Source organism: Pseudoalteromonas sp. McH1-42 (genome assembly GCF_022347845.1).
Taxonomy (GTDB): Bacteria; Pseudomonadota; Gammaproteobacteria; order Enterobacterales; family Alteromonadaceae; genus Pseudoalteromonas; species Pseudoalteromonas rubra_D.
This window is the reverse complement of sequence record NZ_JAKRFU010000015.1, coordinates 61174-79009: the sequence shown is the minus strand read 5'-3', so window position 1 is coordinate 79009 and position 17836 is coordinate 61174. Positions and strand designations below refer to the sequence as shown.

The following is a 17836-nucleotide window of genomic DNA, read 5'->3' as shown; positions in this document are numbered from 1 at the left end:
TCGACATTGCGTACTGCCGATAATATGCACTGTACTGAGTTTGCAACACCTTTAGGAGTCACACTTGGATTCGCGGCATTGATGTAGAAAAAATAGGGGCTGATCATGCGGTTATGCTTGGCTCCAAGAATGCCATTACAGCTAATAGCAGGTGTATTAAAGTCAGCTTAGTCTCTATTGCAGGGAGAAAACTCGAAATGTGCAGATGGCCGAGCTATATTGTGAACTGTCGAAACTTAGTTGCAATTTTACGTCAATTGTAAGCCAATACTCTGCGGGGTGATCAATCACGCAGAACAATAAGAGAAATATGATGCAAAAATTCAAGCCGACGGCGATTGTACTTGCATTAAGTACAGTTCTTTTAGGGTGCCAGGACAAAGGCCCTCAGAAAGAAAAAGTCACCATTGATAAAAATCCATACCCAAGTACCTATCAGCCTCATAGCTCAGGCTCCACTTTAATCACCAATGCAACTGTACTGACAGGTACAGGCGAGCTGTTGGAAGACACGGATGTATTGCTTAAAGACGGCAAAATCAGCCAGGTTGGTAAAGACCTGTCCGCTCAGGCTGACGTGACCATAGATGCTCAGGGTAAATGGGTCACACCAGGTATTATTGATGTGCATTCACATCTGGGTGCTTATCCAAGCCCTTCTGTAGAGTCTCATGCAGACGGTAACGAGATCACCAAGCCGAATACAGCCCAGGTATGGGTTGAGCACTCAGTTTGGCCACAGGACCCGGGCTTTAACCGGGCGCGTGAAGGCGGGATCACCACCTTACAGATCCTGCCCGGCTCTGCCAATCTGTTTGGCGGTCGCAGTGTAACGCTGAAGAACGTGCCATCACCAACTATGCAAGGCATGAAGTTTCCGGATGCACCCTATGGTCTGAAAATGGCGTGTGGTGAAAACCCGAAACGTGTTTATGGTGGTAAGGGCGTCGCACCTTATACGCGTATGGGTAACATGGCGGGATATCGTGCTGCCTGGGCTGAGGCGAGCGAATACAAACAGGCTTGGGAACAATATGATGCGGCTTATGCGGCAGGACTGAACCCGGATGCACCAAAACGTGACATTCGTCTGGATACGCTTCGTGGTGTGCTTGACGGTGAAATCCTGATCCACAATCACTGCTATAAAGCGGAAGAAATGGCCATGATGATCGACCTCTCTAAAGAGTTTAATTATCACTCGGGTACTTTCCACCATGGTATTGAAGCTTATAAAGTCGCTGATCTGCTTGCCGAGAATGGTAATTGTGCCGCATTGTGGCCTGATTGGTGGGGCTTCAAAATGGAAGCATATGACATGGTTCCTGAAAACGTTGCCATCGTGGATGCCGTTAAAAATTCATGTGCCGTTGTTCACTCTGATTCAGACACCACAATCCAACGTTTGAATCATGAAGCTGCCAAAATCATGAACACTGCGAACCAGGCCGGATTCTCGCTTAAAGAGCAAGATGCCATTAAATGGATCACATATAATGCGGCTAAATCGCTCGGTATCGAAGAAAAGACCGGGTCGGTCAAACAAGGTAAGCAAGCGGATATTGTTATCTGGGACCGCAATCCATTTAGCGTTTATTCTAAAGCCGAAACCGTCTACATCGACGGTGCCAAAGTATATGACCGCTTCGATGAGAAATATCAGGCGGTGAGTGATTTTATGCTGGGTCAGCGCTAAGGAGTAAATGATGAATAAGTTTAAGATTTCTTTATTGACCAGTGCATTGCTGGCTTCTTCAGCCGCATTTGCTCAGATCACGGCGATCACCAATGCTAAGGTTCACACATTGACTGACGCGGGTACCCTGGAAGGGGCAACTGTGGTAATTGAAGACGGCACCATCACTGCGATTAACCCAACGAGTATCGAGGCCGATGTGACGATTGATGCACAAGGCCGAGTTCTTACGCCTGGTTTTATTGGTTCAATGAACCAGCTAGGACTGGTTGAAGTGAGCGCAGTGGCCGGCTCAAGAGATGCAGGTGATGATAAAGCCGACGTGGATTTTGATGCCAGCCCGGCATTCAACCCTCGTTCGTCGTTGATCCCATATGGTCGCAAAGGCGGTATCACGCAAAATGTGGTAATGCCACATGGCGGAAAGAGCATTTTCAAAGGGTTAGCCTTTGTAGTGGACTTATCCGGAGAGTTTGGCAGTGTACTGAAGACGCGCACTGCATTGTTGGTTGACATGGATGCAAGCAGCACCGGGTCGCGTGCAATGAAATACAAAACCCTGGCAGAAAAGCTTGAAGGTCAGCAGCAAAAGCTGTCTGATAAGGGCAAGAAAGACGATAAGAAAGCAGCGAAGAAGCCAAGCCAGGAAGAGCAGGTACTGACCGCAGTATTGAAAGGTGAAATGCCAGTTGTTGTTGGCGTAGAACGCGCATCTGACATCCTTGAAGTATTGAAGGTGAAAGAGCAGTTTGGCCTTAACCTGGTTCTTTGGGGCGTGAATGACGCTGTTCTGGTTAAAGAGGAAATCGCTAAGGCGAATGTTCCTGTGGTTATCAGTGCAGTGTCTAACTTGCCAACCAGTTTTAGCTCATTACATGCTGATCTGACCAACGCCGGAGAGCTTGAGCGTGCTGGCGTAAAAGTGCTGTTGTCTGGTTTTGCATTTGAAGGGGCGCACAATTTGTATCAGCTGCGTTTCGATGCGGGTATTGCTGTCGCACATGGTATGAGTTACGAAGGGGCGCTAAAAGCGGTCAGTAGCAATATTGCAGATGTATTTGACCTGGACGGGGGTAAGATTGCCTCTGGCCAGCGTGCAGATTTGGTACTTTGGAGCGCCGACCCATTTGAGTTTACTACAACCTTAGATAAACTCTGGATCAATGGTGAAGAAGTGAGTACAGAATCTCGTCACGATAAACTAAGAGACCGCTATACCACAGACTCCGATATGCCTCGCGCGTATACTAAGTAATCAAGATATCGATAAAGGTCCGTCAGGGCCTTTTTTCTTGCCTAAAAATCATATTTTCACTCTGTCGATTTGCGTTTAACCGTTAAAAAAGTAAGACCGCTGGCGCTGTTGAATGGGGCTGCCATAGGATATAATTTGGCTAAGTCTTAAGAGGTTATAAACGTTTGAAGTGGCAAGCTCTGGTCGATAATCGACAGCGATTTTTCTGGGTTTTACAAATTGCAGGCTGGATTGGCTATGCATTGGTAAACTACATAGGTTCAAAAGTATTCGAAATGCGCGATATTTACGTTTTTGTGATCGTGCTAAACGCCTATGCAGGTTGTCTGATGACAGTGCCATTGCGTTATCTCTACCGTAAAGTATGGAACGCAAAACCACTATTGCTTATCTTTGTTGTTTTTAGCACCTCTTACCTGACAGGCACACTTTGGTCTGTCGTTCAGAAGTTTAACATGTGGGAAATTTACCGGCATGGATACAGGCCCGAAGAATGGTATTACTACCTTCAGCAAGGTTTGGATTCTGTTTACATTATTTTGTGTTGGAGTGGTCTATATTTCGGTATTAAGTACTATCAGCTGCTGCAAAGTGAACGACAGAAGGCACTGAAAGCTAATACGATGGCCCACGAAGCGCAACTTAAAATGCTGCGTTACCAGCTAAATCCCCACTTTCTTTTTAATACACTCAATGCCATTTCAACGCTGGTACTGGTTGAAGAGAATAAAGATGCCAATCAAATGGTGTCCAGGCTGAGCGATTTCCTGCGTTATACATTAAATACAGACCCAATAAAAAAAGTACCGCTAGAGCAGGAGTTGCATGCACTCAAATTGTATTTGAATATTGAGAAGGTGCGCTTTGATGAACGCCTTGAAGTGGTTTTTGATATCACTGAAGAAGCCAAACAAGCACTGGTGCCTAGTCTGATCATGCAACCGTTAATTGAAAACTCAATCAAATATGCTATTGCGCATATGGCCAGTGGTGGCAAAATCGAGATAAGAGCTCAGGTTTTTGCCAATGAGCTATTGTTAGAGGTAGGTGATAACGGGCCGGGTGCGTCCATAGAAAATGGCCAGTTGAGCAATGTCCAGGGGGTAGGTATTGCCAATACCCAGGACAGACTAAGAACATTATACGAAAATAATTATTCATTTGTGCTTGCGCACAATACGCCTTCTGGATTGAAGGTGAATATACGAGTTCCTTTTGAAAAGGCTGAGAAGTAAAGTAATGAGCAAAATCAGAACGCTAATAGTAGACGATGAGTCCCTAGCCAGAAAAGGCCTGGCTGTGCGCTTAAAACAGATAGAAGACATAGACGTTATCGAGTTGTGCAGCTCAGGGGAGCAAGCGCTTGAGTTATGCGCCAATCAACAAATCGATCTGGTATTTCTCGATATTCAAATGCCAACCATGAATGGGTTTGAAGTGGCCAGAGCGCTCAGTGAGAGTGTTAAGCCGTTGCCGGCCATCGTGTTTGTCACTGCTTTTGATCATTATGCAGTAAAAGCCTTTGAAATTCATGCTTTAGATTACATCCTAAAGCCCGTAGATGACAACAGACTAAAACAGGCGGTTGAAAAAGTGCATAGCTATTTGAAAACACAACAAGATAATGCTCACAAGAAAAAGCTCGCCAGCTTCGTTGCCGGTATCACAGGCAATAACTGCGAAGAAATTCTGCGTAAATTGGCTACTGGTGACACCATTGAAGACAAAAAGTATCCAGAGTCGATTGCGGTAAAAGAGCAGGGGGAAATCATTCGAGTATCTGCTGCCTCTATTCAATGGATTGATGCTGCCGGAGATTACATGTGTTTGCACTGCTCTGACGGTCAGACTCATATTTTGCGTAAAACGATGAAAGAGCTTGAGCAGGAATTGGACCCTAAATTATTTGTGCGTGTTCATCGCTCAGCTATCGTCAATACCAAGCAGATCAGCAAGCTGGTTACACAAAGCAGTGGCGAGTATTTGTTGGTGTTAGAAAATGGCCAGGAGTTAAAAGTCAGCCGAAGCTACCGTGACAAAGTTAAAGCGGCTTTAGCAAGCTAGACAGTTTTTGGATGATGAATTGAGACGGAAGGGTTATCCGGGCAGCAATGCCACCCGGACTCAGACTCTCTAGACGGTGACAATTTTCATTGTATTGGTCGCACCAATGGTTTCCATTACGTCACCGTGAGTTAGGATCACCGTATCGCCTTGTTCCAGCGCACCTGTTTCGACCAGTGTATTTAGCGCATCGCGAACGGTTGATTCTCCACTACATTGAGTAGAATCAAAATAAACCGGATAAACGCCCCGATAGAGCGCTGTCTGGCCAAGTGTTCTGGCATGTCGAGAAAGTGAATAGATTGGCAAGCCAGAGCTAATTCTCGACATTAATTTAGATGTATTTCCAGACTCAGTCAGTGCAACGATGGCTTTTACTGAAGTCAGATGGTTTGCCGCATACATAGCTGACAGGGCCAGTGTTTCTGACGTATCAGTAAACATGCTATCCAGTCGGTGTCTTGAAATATGTGTTTGTGGCTGTGATTCAGCACCAAGACAAACACGTGCCATCGTTGCGACGGTTTCTTCCGGATATTCGCCTGCAGCTGTTTCTGCTGACAGCATTACGGCATCAGTGCCATCCAGTACCGCATTTGCTACGTCCATGACTTCGGCACGGGTCGGCATCGGGTTATCTATCATAGATTCCATCATTTGTGTTGCAGTGATAACCGTTCTGTTGAGTGAACGTGCACGGCTAATGATTTGCTTTTGCTTGCCTACCAAGGCCGCATCACCAATTTCTACACCCAAATCACCCCGTGCAACCATCACTGCGTCTGAGGCTAATACAATGTCGTCAATCGCTTCAACTGAATCAACGGCTTCTGCACGTTCAATCTTAGCCAGTAGTTGTGCGTCTGATCCTGCTTTTTCAGCAAGGCCCCGAACGTAGCGCATGTCGTCGCCGCTGCGCGGGAATGAAACGGCAATATAGTCAACGCCAATTTCAGTCGCAGTAAGTAAATCTTCTTTGTCTTTTTCGGTAAATGCAGGCGCTGTCAGGCCCCCCCCCAATCGGTTGATGCCCTTATTGTTCGAAAGGACACCGCCGACAGTAACCGTACAGTGCACTTTATTGCCCGCAACGTTATCTACGGTTAGCTGGATAAGACCATCATTCAACAGAAGTAAATCGCCCGCATTTACATCATTTGGTAGCTCTTTATAATCAATACCGACAGACTCGATAGTGCCTTCACCTTTTTCAAGTTCAGCGTCTAGAGTAAACTTTGCACCTACGTCTAGGTTAACTTTGCCGTCTTTGAATGTAGAAACACGAATTTTGGGACCCTGCAAATCAGCCAGTATTGCGACGTGTTTGTTCAACTTTTTTGCAATTTCCCGGACTGCTTCTGCGCGGTCTTTATGGTCCTGTGCGACACCGTGGGAAAAGTTCAAACGAACGACGTTTGCACCTGCGCGAATGATTTTTTCTAAGTTATTATCTCTATCTGTAGCTGGCCCTAGTGTTGCTACAATCTTTGTGCGTCTAAGCATCAGGTTCTCCTGTTGGCTTGTCTCGGTGACTTTATCTGGATAACTTGCTGGGTTTTAAGAAAGAAATATCTTATAGCCCTTTTTAACATGCAAATTAAATTATATGATCTATATGAACTGATTATGACACCGGTGTCAGGTGGCGTCAATCACGACTTTTTGTCAATAACATGCCGTACTTATCTAAAATTGATTAATTTACAATCAGGTAGGCGGGATCAGTGAGGTAAGCTGAACGCTTTATATCCGACTCAGCTCGGGTATAATGACGGTACGCTACCGAAAGACTATTGAATTTGTTACCGAGGAGGAAAACTTAATGCAAGTTGCATTAGTTGGTTTGGGTGTGATGGGGAAAAACCTCGCGCTAAATCTTATAGAACAGGGCATGACATTAGTTGCCTATGATAAAAACCCGGACGCGGGAGCGGAGCTATTAAGTTGCGCGCAGTCGTCGGGTATTGCCGAGCGCCTTCACATCGTTTCCGATCTTGCTGACATGGTTAAGCGATTGGATACGCCAAGGTCTGTTTTGCTTCTGGTACCGGCTGGTGAGCTGGTTGATAAAGTGTGTCAGGACTTAATTGAAGCGGGTGTCGAGAAAGGCGACATCATTGTCGATTGTGGCAATAGTAACTACAAAGATGGTATTGCCCGCAAACTTAAGTACCAGAACAAGTTCGAGTTTGCCACGATGGGGATTTCGGGTGGTGCAGAAGGGGCTCGACATGGGCCTGCTATGATGGCCAGTGGTTCAGAAGGTGGCTGGGAGCGCTTAATTCCTTGGTTCGAAAAAGTGGCTGCCACGCACAATGGTGAGTCTTGCTTTGCACGTGTTGGTCAGTCGGCTAGTGGCCATTTTGTGAAGATGGTTCACAATGGTATTGAGTACGCCTTGATGCAGCTTATCGCAGAGATGTATCAGCTGTTACGCATAGGTACCGGCCGCTCACCTGCTCAGGTAGCAGAGGTGTTTAAGAGCTGGTCTGAAGGGCCGCTTAACAGCTATCTGCTCGCTATTTCAAGCCATATTCTGAGCCTTGAAAGCGATCAGAATGAACCTATGGTTGACCTAATTGACAATAAAGTGGGTGCAAAGGGTACGGGTCTTTGGACTGCACAAAATGCGCTTGAGCTTGGGATCGCAGTTCCGTCTTTGGTGGCTGCTGTGCAAGCCAGACATTTGACCAACACCATAGATACACCAGCAGCGAAAGAAATGACGTATGCTCAGCGTGCAACAAACAGTGTAGATCTGGATTTGGATGAACTCAAAGATGCATTCTATTTTGCCAGCCTGCTTTGTTATCGTCAGGGTTTGGCACTGATCAAAGGCGCGTCCAGATCGCACCAGTGGAAAGTTGATCTGGATAAAACCCTTCAGACATGGCGTGCAGGGTGTATCATCAGAGCCGATTATCTGGACGATATTGCCAAAGGCGTTGAGTTCCTGGATACACAAGAAGGGCCTGCCAATGCTTTACGTAAAATTGCTGGTCAGGCAATTCAGAGTGGCCTGGCGTTCCCTGTACTGGCTTCTACACAAACTTATTTCGCGACACTGAGTACGCCGAGCAATGGCCACTTAGTTCAGGCGCAGCGTGATTATTTCGGTGAGCACGGAATTAAGACCCACAGCGGTGAGTCGTGTCACCTGACTGATTTAGCTGAGATTGACGCTAAAGTCAGATAAATTGTTTGACTGTTCAAATAAAAAGCCCGGGATGTCAGCCCGGGCTTTTTTGTATGTGTGCGTATGATGGCTAACGAGTCAGTTCACCACGCAGGTTGTCTTGCATCAGGTGACGTACGGTCTCCAGTTCGAGACCCTGACTGAATAAGTAATGTAGCTTAGTCAGACATGCTTCCAACGTCATATCATACCCACTAATTACGCCGCAGTTGAGTAGGGCGTTACCTGTCGCATAGCCACCCATATTAACCTGCCCCTGAATACACTGGGTTAAATTAACGATCACGACCCCTCTGTCCGAGGCCGTTTTAAGAGCGTTAAGAATGTCTTCTTGCTGAGGTGCATTGCCGACACCAAAGCTCAGCAATATAAGGGCTTTGATATCACTCTGCAGCACATTCGCTACCATGGTGCTACTGATACCTGGGTACAGGTGCAGCACGCCTATGGGTTGTGATGCAACAGATGTGACGCGCAAACCCTGGTCAACGTATGGGCTGAGCTGACCTTCGAGTAATTGAATATTGATCCCTGCCTGAGCGAGAGGGGCCATATTGGGAGAGGCAAAGGCGTCAAATCCGTCAGCATGTGCTTTGATGGCACGATTACCTCGAAAGAGTTTGTTATTAAAAAACAGGCTTACTTCGGCAATGGGGTAGTTTGCGGCGAGATACATTGCATTAAGCAAGTTAACCTGGCCATCAGAGCGAAGTTGGGACAGGGGAATTTGTGAACCTGTGATAATCACAGGCTTGGTCAGGTTTTCGAACATAAATGACAGTGCAGATGCCGTGTAAGCCATGGTATCTGTGCCATGCAATACGACGAACCCATCGTACTCTTCGTATTTACTCTTAATGTCGTCGGCTATTAGTTGCCAGTGTTGTGGCGACATGTCAGATGAATCGATCAGTGGGCAGTATTCATGAATGTCGAACAGGGGCATTTCTTCTCGGGTGAATTCAGCATTACTTTTTACCGTCTCTGTGAGATATCCTGCGACGGGTACGTACCCCCGGCTGGATTGCTTCATGCCAATTGTGCCGCCTGTATAGGCAATATAGATTTTTTTTCTTTTCATTCTGGTACCTAAAAAAAAGCCCGGATCCTAGTCCGGGCTAATTATATCAACTGCAGCATCACAATGCAGTCAAATCATTGAGACATTCCTTACTCACCCACTATGCAAGTGGTACACAAGGTGTAGATGTTGTTAGGGTCATTAAATTGTGTGATCATCGCAGCACTTTGTTTCACCTGATAGAAAAGCTGGTTGAGTCCTTCATGAGCAATCGGATTTAATGACGGCGCATTATCTTCTGACGCTGAAAGCAAAGACTGCATGGTTGCTGAGCCGAAAATATCCTGTAGTAGCTGCTCCTTTTCTGACAGGGTTTGCTCAACAGTGTAAATATCGTAATGCTCAAGGTTGGCCATTTTTGCAGCAGCTTCAATCGCTTGCTGCTTAGTACCAAGTTGGTCAATAAGCCCAAACTCATGCGCCTGAGTAGCAAGCCATACCCGGCCTTGTGCGACATCATCTACGTCAGATACTGGCAGGTTACGGGAATCTGCTATCACAGAAATAAACTTGTTGTAGGCATCTTCCACACCCATTTGCAATACATCTGCAAACTTAGGATCCAGGCCTCTGGACAAAGAGGACGACTTAAGCTCAGTCGTTGCCACACCGTCTGAATATACGCCCAATTCTTTCAATGAATTCTCAAAGGTTAAGATGGTTCCAAAGACACCAATAGATCCGGTAATTGTACTTGGAGACGCCCAAATTTCGTTAGCAGACGCTGCAATCCAGTAGCCGCCTGATGCTGCCACTGAGCCCATAGACGCAATCACTGGTTTTCCGGCAGCTTTAATGGCCAGCACTTCGTTACGAATAACTTCGGAAGCAAACATACTGCCGCCACCAGAATCAATTCTTAACACCACAGCCTTTACTTTGTCATCCAGTCGGGCTTTTCGTAGCAGAGCCGCTGTTGAGTCACCGCCTATCATACCGGCTTTACGTTTGCCGTCGACAATCGTGCCTTTTGCAACGACTACGGCGACTTTTTCGGTAAATGGATTCGGGCCAAAGTCGTGTGACGCGGTACTTGCAAAGTAGTCCTCGAAAGAGATTTGTTTGAAGCGCTTACCATTGTTCTGAGTGCCTACCAGGTCAATCATTTTTTGGTTGAATTCCTGGTCTGTTTCGAGTGAATCAACCCAGCCATACTTTAAGGCAAATTGCGCAGAGTCGCCGGTCACCGAGGCCATTTTATCTACATATTGAGTAAGTGTTTCGTCAAAGTTGGCAAGTTCAAATCCGCGCTTGTTTGCTACGTCTTGTTTGTACTGAGACCATAAAGTGTTAAGCCAAAGTTTGTTGGCTTCTTTTGCAGCCGCAGACATATCATTACGAATGAATGGCTCAACCGCTGACTTATAGGTACCTACCCGAAAGATGTGTTGTGTGACCTTGAGCTTTTCCAGTGCCTCTTTAAAGTACATTGGGTAGGAGCCATAGCCACTGATGTTAATGCCCCCGTACGGGTGAACAGATACTTCGTCGGCGTGAGCGGCCAGATAATACTGAGACTGACTAAAATACGGGCTATGCGCAAAGACCTTTTTTTCTGATTCTTTGAAAGATTCAATAGCACCGGCAATATCACGTAACTTATCCAGGTGTGCGTAGTGCATATGACGTAAATCTAGGTAAAGCGCTTTGATGCGGGGGTCGCGGGCCGCTGTATTGATGGTGTTTACAACATCGTCGACCAGCATTTCTTTGGGCAGGTCTTGTTTACCGAACACGTCTCCCATAGCTGCGTCTATTGGGTCAACATAAGTTAGTTGCTCAACCAGTTTACCAGACAAGTTCAGTCGCAATACACTGTCCTGCGTTACCTGAGGTTGCTCCTCCGTTGAGAAAACACCGATCATCGCTGCAATGATCAGGAAGAAGAACAAAAAATTGAGGATCAAGCGGCGAGAAAAGTTTATCGCGTGCCAGATCCCGAGAAAAAATTTACCGATCAATTTCAAAGCTATACCTCTGAATGTCTTAGTGGAATGTACTCACTGTTAATCATAACTTAGTTGCCGCAGCGTCGTTAGAACAAAAACGTAACTAAGTATTTATTTGGCGACGATGGGCGAAAAATCAATCACTTTTCTATCATTGAATCGTATTTAACAGAAATTAGTCGCGGTTTTTGCTTGCGAAAAAATATAAAATCGTTAATGTTCACAGGTAAGACCAGTTACATTGGGGCACGCAATGTTAGAACAAAAACTACAATTGAAGAACACAGATTTGCGAAATCGCTTGGTCATGGGCTCGATGCATACAGGCCTGGAAGAGGGATGGCACAACAGGAAACGACTCAAAGCGTTTTATGAGGAGCGCGCAAAAGGGGGGGTTGGCCTGATCATCACCGGTGGGTATAGCCCAAACCTGCGTGGTAAACTTACGCCGATATCTTCTTCATTTAATAGCCGCTATGACATCATTAAGCATCGCGCCTATACCGATGCTGTCCATGCACATGGCGGTAAAATTTGTCTTCAGTTATTACATGCAGGGCGCTACGCGTATCATCCATTTAATGTTGCACCCAGTGATATTAAAGCACCCATTAATCCATATACGCCAAAATCGATGTCGTTGAGCATGATCCGCAATACCGTCAAAGACTTTGCTAAATCGGCCAAAATGGCAGAAAAGGCGGGCTATGATGGGGTGGAAATCATGGGCTCTGAAGGTTATCTGATCAATGAGTTTATGGCTGAGCATACCAACAAGCGTCAGGACTTATACGGGGGAACGCTGGAAAATCGCATGCGACTGGCGGTTGAAGTGGTACGCGCAGTAAGAGAAAAGGTATCCGCAAAGTTTATCATAGTATTCCGTTTGTCAGTTATGGACCTGATCCCCAATGGCTCGACTGCTGAAGAGGTTACGCTTCAAGCCAAAGCGTTGGAAGAAGCCGGTGTCGACATTCTGAATACCGGTATTGGTTGGCACGAAGCACGTGTCCCGACGATTGCTAGCATGGTACCGGCCGGGGCGTTTCGTGAAGCATCAAAGCGGCTTAAAGATGTGGTCGATATTCCGGTCGTGGCCGTGAACCGAATTAACACACCTGAGCTGGCAAATGATATTTTGAACCAAGGTGAGGCTGACTTGATTTCTATGGCGCGGCCATTACTTGCGGATCCAGAATTCTTTAATAAGTATGCTGAAAATAAACCTGAACAGATCAATATTTGCATCGGCTGTAATCAGGGGTGCCTTGATCACGTGTTTAAAGGTAAGCGGGCAACTTGCCTGGTTAACCCACAGGCCGGCTATGAACTGGATTATCCGCTGGAGCGCACCAACAGCCCTAAGCAGGTATTGGTTGTGGGCGCTGGGCCAGCAGGCCTGTCTGCAAGTTGCTATCTGGCTAAGAAAGGACACAAAGTTACACTGATTGATAAGAATCAACATGCCGGAGGTCAGTTCAATCTGGCAATGCGCATACCTGGTAAGGAAGACTTTAAATACACCCTAAATTACTTCCTCAAAGAAGTAGCACGTCTGGGCGTGACCATGAAGCTGGGTTGCGAGTACGAGTCGTCTATGGCTCAGTCTTATGATGATATTGTCTTCGCAACGGGCGTTAGCCCCAGACAGTCCAGAATTACTTGCAGCGATGGCAAACGTGTTTTCGCTTACGATGAAGTGATCCGCAAAGAAGTTGAACTAGGAGACAAAATTGCGATTCTGGGTGCGGGTGGTATTGGCTTCGACATGGTTGCTTTTCTCGCTGAGCAAGCCGATCAGAGTATCGATGAGTTCAAAGCGCAGTGGGGAATTGAATGCCAGCCGTCAGACACTGCAACAGGAAAAAAGCTGTACATGCTTAAACGCAGTGAAGGACGCTTTGGCAGTAACTTAGGTAAGACAACAGGGTGGATCCACCGAGCTGTTGCCAAGCACCACAATGTTGAGCAGATTGCCGAGTGCGAGTATATCTCATTCGACAGCAAAGGTTTGTTGGTTAAGCAAGCGGGTAAAGAGCGCGTTCTGGACGTGGACACGGTTGTGGCCTGTATTGGACAAACCTCTAATGATGCGTTGTTCAACAAAGAGGCTATGCCTGCGAATCAACATGTGATAGGCGGAGCCAAATTGGCATCAGCCATTGATGCTAAACGGGCTATTTATGAAGCCCTTCAGGTTGCCAGAAAAATATAATCGTTCCAGGGCAGACAAAGCACGGGCATGCTTATTAGGCATATCACCCGTGTTTTGTGCTATTTAAAACCATACTATTTGCAATAAAAAACGGTGATTTAAGGTCTACACTCTATAACATCAGTTATCACAGACTTTATTTATGTTTAAATCACTCTATTCCTTTTATCGTACCTTTCTTACTAGATTAGCCTTGCTCGACGGTCTGGCGCCATTGATGCTCAGGTTGATCCTGGCACCAGTTATGATCATAGCCGGCTACAGCAAACTAAACCTCGCCAATTCTGATATTACTGGCCTGTCGCGCTTGCTGGCCGATGAAAATGTGGTGGCCTGGTTTGGTAACGCAGATTGGGGGTTAGGCCTGCCAGCACCAGACTTGCTGGCCTTTCTGGCAGGCTGGACAGAGTTTCTCGGTGGCTGGTTTTTGTTAATTGGTCTGGCAACACGTTTGGTGTCCATTCCACTTGCTGTGACCATGTTTGTCGCTGCAACTCAGGTGCATTGGCATAACGGCTGGTTTTCAGTTGCTCCCAGTAATCCGGATACCAGCGCAGCACAGGTTTTTGCCTGGTTGGGCAGCGATGCTGCGAAGCAGAGTCTGGAAGCAAGCGCAGAAGTCGCTGAACGCTTGTCTCGTATCAAAGAGATTGTTGCAGCGAATGGGCTACCAGAATATCTTTATGAGTATGGCAATCCGGTGATCCTGAACAATGGTATTGAGTTCGCGGCTATCTATTTTGCGATGCTGATAAGCCTCTTGTTTACAGGAGGTGGACGCTACTTTAGTGTGGATTACTGGGTCCGAAAGCCGCTGGAACCTGAGCAAAATTACTTGCCGTAAGCGGTTTTTGAAAGCAGACACTAAACTTTTGCGCCGGTGTCGCGTTAGAATAGGGTACTAACAGAAATTTTAGGAATTACAAATGGATGCCATTGAACTATTAACGACGCGACAATCCGACAGCAACTTGTCATTCCCGGGTCCTGATGCGGCTCAGCTGGAAGTAATAAAAAAAGCAGCTCTTAAAGTGCCAGACCACGGTGGATTAAAACCATGGCGCTTTATTCTGGTTGAGGAGCATGGCAGGGAGAAACTGGGCGAGATTTTTTATCAGGCGGCTGTTGAGGAACAACAAGAGCAACGCATCATTGACCGTGCTAAATCCTTACCTGAACGCGCTCCTATGCTTATCATTGCAGTTTCTCCTTATATGGAACATCCAAAAGTGCCCAGAATAGAGCAAGTAGAAAGCGCAGCTTGTAGCGTATTTGCTATGCAGCAGGCGGCCTTCGCTCAGGGGCTATCTGGCGTATGGAGAACGGGTTACTTTGCACAAAGTAACTCGGTGAAGCGCCAGTTGGGATTGAATGAACAGGATGAAATCGTTGGTTATCTTTACCTGGGTACACCAACCGTACACTGTACCAAACCTGTCAGGCATCAGCCTGAAGACTTTTTTACTCAGTTATAACTCTTGCAGCCAGCCGCATTCTTCTAACGTTTTTAGGCGTACAGTATCGAAGTCGGTTGGTTTGATGCACAGCTTGATAGGGCCTGTATGGTGCGCATTAGTGGCATTAAATCGTGTGAGTGGACAGGCCTTTTAAAACGGTTCTAACAGTGCTTATCATTATGGTAGGGCTAATAAAGAAAATGCCGCTTTGCAGCGGCATTGGGCTCAGATAGGAACTGTTAGTCTTTTGCTATTAGCTAACAAGAAAAACAGAGCCTACAAACTTAGAAGTAACCACGGATCCCTAACTTGAAGTTACGTCCTGGTAACGGGGCTTGCTCTTTGATAAATGAGCTATGTACAAAGCCAAGTTCATCAGTGATGTTGTCTACATTCACATAACCTACCAGATCTACACCAGATAAACTGAAGTTGTAGCTAAAGCTTGCATCAAGCAAGGTGTAGCTGTCTGTTTTAGTTTCTGACTGCGCGAGGTTGTCCTGCGTCATGTAGTGAGTAGCACTTAGTTCAGCCATAAAGTCTTGTAGCTCGAAGCGGTAGCTTGTGCCCAGCTTGTTCGATGGAATACGTGGCAGGTATTCGCCTGAGTCCAGCTCAGCTCTCAGGTGGTCACCAAAGACCTTAATGCGGTTACGCGCATCAATTTGATAGTGGGCGTCAAATTCAAACCCATATAGTTCAGCATCGGCGCTTTCAAACTGATATACAGGTAGGGCTCCATCATGGTGATGATCAGCCAGTTCAATGCCGTGTTCACCGGTATACATGTAGCCAGTATTACGCTGATAATAGTAATTTGAGACATCATTGTAGAAGAAGTTTACTGTGTAACCAAAATCGCCAATGAAACGTCTGAAACTGATATCCAGGTTCGTCGATCTTTCCTGTTCAATGTGCTCAGGTTCGAAGTGAACTTCATCACCTTCGATGTGGTAGCCAAGGCCGAGCTCGTAGGTCGAGGTGGCGATGTGCAGGCCATTTGACAGCAACTCGGCAGTCAGAGGTGCACGCTCTGAGCGAGACAGGTTAACGGCAACATTTTGCCCTTCTGCATAGTCATACACGGCTCCAATTGAGGCGCTAAAGTTAGTAGTATCCAGTGTATAGTCGATCACCTCAGCCATGTGCTCATCTTCATGACCTTCATGCTCGTGGTCATGCTCGTCGTGACCGTGGTCATCATGATCATGCTCGTCATGGTCATCGTGGCCTGACGTAAAGTTGCTAGACAATGCGAAGTCTTCAACACGTGCACCCAGCTCTAACGTTACATCACCAAAACGGCGCTCTTCAAGCACGTAGAATGCGTGTGTTTTTGTGTTAGTCGCAGGGGTGAACGCTTCTGCGCCTTCAGCGGCGTAGTCACTGTCAGAGAAGTGATAACCGATAATGCCGTGCCACTCGCCCAACCTGTGCTCGATATTAGTTCTCAGTTCAGTTGTTTCGTTAGTAAACGTTGTTCCAACGGCACCATGTTCAATTTCAGAGTGTTCATAATCGGTAAAACCTGCGCGCACCTGAATAGACTCGATCCAGTTGTTATGCAATGCATAGTTAAACATTGCCTGCCATCTGTCTTGCTTAACACGAGCGAAGACTGCTTCTTCTTCTGTCCCATGTGCATGGTTGTGCTCGTCTTCGCTATGCTCATCATGGTCGTCATGATCATGTTCGTCGTGGTCATGCTCATCATGGTCATGGTCATGTTCATCACCATGGTCGTGATGTTCATGCGAGTGGGCAGGGATCCCGTAGTCGGTTTCAATGCGACCGTACGACAAGCCAACCGTCAGGTGGTCGCCAACGAAGCTGGTACCAATATTAAATTGCTCGGAGTCGATAAAGGTATTGGCAACACGCTCAGCGTACTCAGTCTCGCCGTGTTCCTCTTCTCCGTGCTCATCGTGACCATGTTCATCATGCTCATCATGCTCATCATGACCGTGTTCATCGTGATCATCATGTCCATGTTCATCGTGGTCATGCTCGTCATGTTCTTCGCCAGGTAAGCCGAAACGTGGTGTTTCGTAATCGCCGCCTTTACGCGTTACGCCATCAAAGTGGAAGTTAAAGCCGTTGTTGCCTGCTTCGAATAAAGCAGCGACTGTATTGGTATTTGAATTGGTGTCATGGCTGAATTCAGCAGCACCCTGAACACCTTCAATCACATCAGTTGGGATACGATTATCAACCACATTAACTACACCACCAATAGCGCCTGAACCATATAGCAATGTAGCAGGGCCACGTAGCACTTCAATTTGCTGTGCAGCGAGAGAGTCGTTGGTATTGGCATGATCAGGGCCGACGCGAGATGCATCACTGCTGTCGAGGCCGTTTTGGGTAATTTTAACGCGTGGACCATCTAAGCCACGAATGATCGGACTTGATGAGACAGGGCCAAAATAACTGGCGTTGATACCTGGTAGTTGCTTGAGTGTTTCACCCAGAGTTGGCTTTGCGCTGTTTTTCAGCTCATCACCACTTAAAACGGCTACAGGAGAGGCCATTTCGATGTTGCTTTTGTGCAGAGCAGAGGCATATACCACTACGCTCTCAACTGAACTTGGAGCCAGCTTAACGGTTACATAAGGTGAGTCCGGAGAAACATCAATGCGCTCATTGATAAAGTTGTCTTTACTGACATGCAGCTGAGCGGCTTGATCGACGTTAATGCTAAATTGGCCGTTAATATCAGTTTTAACGGACTGAGATTTACCGTGCAAATGCACAGTAGCATTTGGCACTGGCTGGTTATTGGTATCCAGCACTTTACCTTTTAATTGTGCGGCAGAGGCCTGCGAGGAAAAAATTGCGCTGGTTATGGCAAAAGTGATCAAAGACTGCTTAAACATAGTACTCATTCTGAATTGTTTATACTTGCAATAATATAACACCGCAT

The 17836-nt window shown here is 46.5% G+C and carries 12 protein-coding genes; 8 read left to right on the top strand and 4 right to left on the bottom strand.

Annotated features, from left to right (window positions below):
* Positions 1 to 313: 313 nt before the first annotated feature.
* From MHN31_RS14820 to MHN31_RS14805, 4 genes are all read left to right on the top strand, one after another.
* The gene (locus tag MHN31_RS14820; protein WP_138536047.1) at positions 314 to 1696 is read left to right on the top strand and encodes an amidohydrolase; all 1383 of its coding nucleotides are present in this window, start codon (positions 314 to 316) and stop codon (positions 1694 to 1696) included.
* 10 nt (positions 1697 to 1706) lie between these two features.
* Positions 1707 to 2951: an amidohydrolase family protein gene (locus MHN31_RS14815; RefSeq protein ID WP_239444603.1), complete on the top strand. Its 1245-nt coding sequence runs from the start codon at positions 1707 to 1709 to the stop codon at positions 2949 to 2951.
* Between the two features lie 164 nt (positions 2952 to 3115).
* Positions 3116 to 4186 (top strand): histidine kinase, encoded by a 1071-nt coding sequence (locus MHN31_RS14810; RefSeq protein ID WP_010384498.1) that lies wholly within the window; start codon positions 3116 to 3118, stop codon positions 4184 to 4186.
* Positions 4187 to 4190: 4 nt separating this feature from the next.
* Positions 4191 to 5015 carry a LytTR family DNA-binding domain-containing protein gene (locus tag MHN31_RS14805; protein WP_125559731.1) on the top strand — a complete coding sequence of 275 codons (825 nt, stop codon included), beginning with the start codon at positions 4191 to 4193 and terminating at the stop codon, positions 5013 to 5015.
* Between the two features lie 69 nt (positions 5016 to 5084).
* On the opposite strand, the gene pyk is transcribed toward MHN31_RS14805, so the two are convergent.
* Positions 5085 to 6518, bottom strand: a complete 1434-nt coding sequence (pyk, locus tag MHN31_RS14800; RefSeq protein WP_138536035.1) for a pyruvate kinase — start codon at positions 6516 to 6518, stop codon at positions 5085 to 5087.
* Positions 6519 to 6837: 319 nt separating this feature from the next.
* Between pyk and gndA the strand changes: the two genes are divergently transcribed.
* Positions 6838 to 8211: an NADP-dependent phosphogluconate dehydrogenase gene (gndA, locus tag MHN31_RS14795; RefSeq protein ID WP_125559727.1), complete on the top strand. Its 1374-nt coding sequence runs from the start codon at positions 6838 to 6840 to the stop codon at positions 8209 to 8211.
* A 70-nt stretch (positions 8212 to 8281) separates the two neighbouring features.
* Here gndA and ansA read toward each other — a convergent pair whose 3' ends face one another.
* Together ansA and sppA are read right to left on the bottom strand one after the other, a co-directional pair.
* Positions 8282 to 9292, bottom strand: coding sequence for an asparaginase (ansA, locus tag MHN31_RS14790; RefSeq protein ID WP_125559725.1), 1011 nt, complete (start codon positions 9290 to 9292; stop codon positions 8282 to 8284).
* 89 nt (positions 9293 to 9381) lie between these two features.
* Positions 9382 to 11253, bottom strand: a complete 1872-nt coding sequence (gene sppA, locus MHN31_RS14785) for a signal peptide peptidase SppA (RefSeq protein ID WP_228553227.1) — start codon at positions 11251 to 11253, stop codon at positions 9382 to 9384.
* A 241-nt stretch (positions 11254 to 11494) separates the two neighbouring features.
* Between sppA and MHN31_RS14780 the strand changes: the two genes are divergently transcribed.
* The 3 genes from MHN31_RS14780 (at position 11495) to MHN31_RS14770 (ending at position 14931) form a co-directional block, all read left to right on the top strand.
* Positions 11495 to 13456 (top strand): NADPH-dependent 2,4-dienoyl-CoA reductase, encoded by a 1962-nt coding sequence (locus tag MHN31_RS14780; protein WP_125559721.1) that lies wholly within the window; start codon positions 11495 to 11497, stop codon positions 13454 to 13456.
* A 142-nt stretch (positions 13457 to 13598) separates the two neighbouring features.
* A complete protein-coding gene (locus tag MHN31_RS14775; protein ID WP_138536027.1) occupies positions 13599 to 14300 on the top strand; it encodes a DoxX family protein in 702 nt (233 codons plus the stop codon).
* 82 nt (positions 14301 to 14382) lie between these two features.
* Complete coding sequence (locus tag MHN31_RS14770) at positions 14383 to 14931, top strand: NAD(P)H nitroreductase (RefSeq protein ID WP_138536025.1); 549 nt, start codon at positions 14383 to 14385, stop codon at positions 14929 to 14931.
* Between the two features lie 266 nt (positions 14932 to 15197).
* Here the strand turns inward: MHN31_RS14770 and MHN31_RS14765 are convergent, their stop codons facing one another.
* Positions 15198 to 17789: a TonB-dependent receptor gene (locus MHN31_RS14765; RefSeq protein ID WP_239444602.1), complete on the bottom strand. Its 2592-nt coding sequence runs from the start codon at positions 17787 to 17789 to the stop codon at positions 15198 to 15200.
* Between the last annotated feature and the right edge of the window lie 47 nt (positions 17790 to 17836).

What these genes read in the sequence shown, in the direction of transcription:
- MHN31_RS14820 (WP_138536047.1), top strand. Translation starts at nt 314, where the DNA reads ATGCAAAAATTCAAGCCGACGGCGATTGTACTTGCATTAAGTACAGTT.
- MHN31_RS14815 (WP_239444603.1), top strand. Translation starts at nt 1,707, where the DNA reads ATGAATAAGTTTAAGATTTCTTTATTGACCAGTGCATTGCTGGCTTCT.
- MHN31_RS14805 (WP_125559731.1), top strand. Translation starts at nt 4,191, where the DNA reads ATGAGCAAAATCAGAACGCTAATAGTAGACGATGAGTCCCTAGCCAGA.
- pyk (WP_138536035.1), bottom strand. Translation starts at nt 6,518, where the DNA reads ATGCTTAGACGCACAAAGATTGTAGCAACACTAGGGCCAGCTACAGAT.
- gndA (WP_125559727.1), top strand. Translation starts at nt 6,838, where the DNA reads ATGCAAGTTGCATTAGTTGGTTTGGGTGTGATGGGGAAAAACCTCGCG.
- ansA (WP_125559725.1), bottom strand. Translation starts at nt 9,292, where the DNA reads ATGAAAAGAAAAAAAATCTATATTGCCTATACAGGCGGCACAATTGGC.
- MHN31_RS14780 (WP_125559721.1), top strand. Translation starts at nt 11,495, where the DNA reads ATGTTAGAACAAAAACTACAATTGAAGAACACAGATTTGCGAAATCGC.
- MHN31_RS14775 (WP_138536027.1), top strand. Translation starts at nt 13,599, where the DNA reads ATGTTTAAATCACTCTATTCCTTTTATCGTACCTTTCTTACTAGATTA.
- MHN31_RS14770 (WP_138536025.1), top strand. Translation starts at nt 14,383, where the DNA reads ATGGATGCCATTGAACTATTAACGACGCGACAATCCGACAGCAACTTG.
- MHN31_RS14765 (WP_239444602.1), bottom strand. Translation starts at nt 17,789, where the DNA reads ATGTTTAAGCAGTCTTTGATCACTTTTGCCATAACCAGCGCAATTTTT.